Source organism: Streptomyces sp. MBT65 (genome assembly GCF_016612545.1).
Taxonomy (GTDB): domain Bacteria; phylum Actinomycetota; class Actinomycetes; order Streptomycetales; family Streptomycetaceae; genus Streptomyces.
The window spans coordinates 1-1,678 of sequence record NZ_JAENRY010000599.1 but is presented as its reverse complement, the minus strand read 5'-3'; the positions used below and the strand labels follow the sequence as shown (position 1 = coordinate 1,678).

Below are 1,678 nucleotides of genomic sequence, written 5' to 3'. Positions count from 1 at the left end.
GTGGGGGGTGGTGCGGGAGGGTCAGCCGCCGGTACCGAAGGCGATCGCCAAGTCCTTGTCCTCCGTCGAGGACGACGACGCCTTGCTCGCGTAGACCGCCGACATGTAGAGGCGGCCCTCCGCGAAGAGGATCTCCGCGTAGTCCGGCAGGAAGCTGGTCTCCGCCCCCCGTACCGTCTCCGTGCTCGGGTTCTCCAGCAGCTCGGTCTCCTTGAAGGAGCTGCCGTCGATGCTGACGACCTGACCGCCCTTGTCGTACGGCGGGGACTTGTAGGCGATGACGTTGCTGCCGTCCATGCGCAGCGGGGTGATCGTGTAGCCCTCGCCGGCGTCGGCGCGCTGGCCGGTCTGCTTGCCGGTGGCGAGGTCGAAGGCGACGATCTCGTTGGTACGGCTGTAGGAGTCGCCGGAGCCGTCGTGTTCCTCGGTGGGCACGTACAACCGGTCGTTCCCCACGGCGAGTTCGGTGCAGTACTCGACGCGGGTGATGCCGTCGCAGCGGGCCGCGTACTGCTTGCCCGGTGCCGGGATGTGCGAGCGCAGCGCGCCGGTCTTGTTGTCGATCGAGAAGAAGTCGGAGACCCCGCTGCCGTCGCCCGCGCTGTCGCCGACGTCCGCCGCGACGACCAGCGGGTCGGTCGACACGATGCTCGCGTACTCGATGCCCTGGGCCATCTTGTAGTCCGAGAGCACCTTCCCGGTCGTCGGGTCGATGGTCTGGATGTGGAGGGTGGGCGAGTCGTACGTCCCGCACCTGCGCACCGCGACCAGCTTCGCGCCACCGCCGTAGCCCGCGTCGTAGCAGTCGGCGACCTTCGGGCTCCACAGGACCTTGCCGGTGGTGATGTCGAAGGCGGCGCCGCCGTCGGTGCTGCCCACGGCGACCGTGTTCGCGCCGACGGTGACGTTCTCGAAACTGATCGGCTGGTCACCGGAGTTGGCGGTCTTCGTCCACAGCTTGGTGCCGGTGGTGAGGTCGAGCGCAGCGATCTGGCTGCAACCGTGCGAGGGCTTGTCCTTGGTCGGCATGGCGGGCTCGTAGATGATCGCCGTCTTGCCGTCGGTGGTGGTGTGCTTGGTGGCCTGGCAGACCGGGCCCGGGAGTTTGATCGTCCACAGCTTCGCGCCCGTGTCGCGGTCGTAGCCGTTGACCTCGGCGCTGCCGCTCTTGGCGTACACCTTGTCCGTGAGCCAGGAACCGGACGTCACCATGGTGTCGGCGACCTTGGGCATCGGGACCTGGAAGAGGACCTTGGAGGCGGTGTCGGCGGGGATCTTCTCCTTGCCGCCGGAGGTGGTGCCGCCCTTCTTGTCGGTGCCGCCCGTGGCGTCCGCGCTGTTCTTCTTGTCGTCGTCCTTGCCGTCCTTGCCGTCCTTGCCGGACTGGGACGAGTACCAGATCCCGCCGCCGACGATCAGCGCGATCGCCACCACCGCCGCCGTGATGATCACCGCGGACGCCCCGAACTTCCGCCCGCCGCCGCCCGGTTGGCCCGGCTGCGGGTACAGCGGCATGGTCGGCTGACCGGGCTGGCCCTGCCCCGGGTAACCGTAACCCGGCTGCTGGCCATAGGGGTTGGGCTGCTGCGCGTACGGGTTGGGCTGCTGGCCGGGGTAGCCGTAGCCCGGCTGCTGGGGCGGGGGCGGTGCCTGCGGGTAGCCGTAGACCGGCGGGGGT

General features: G+C 69.1%; 1 protein-coding gene. It reads right to left on the bottom strand.

The window, feature by feature from the left end; translation table 11 throughout:
- Window positions 1-21: 21 nt before the first annotated feature.
- On the bottom strand, window positions 22-1,678 hold a 1,657-nt coding region (locus JHN63_RS50835; protein WP_234478941.1), incomplete at its 5' end, for a PQQ-binding-like beta-propeller repeat protein.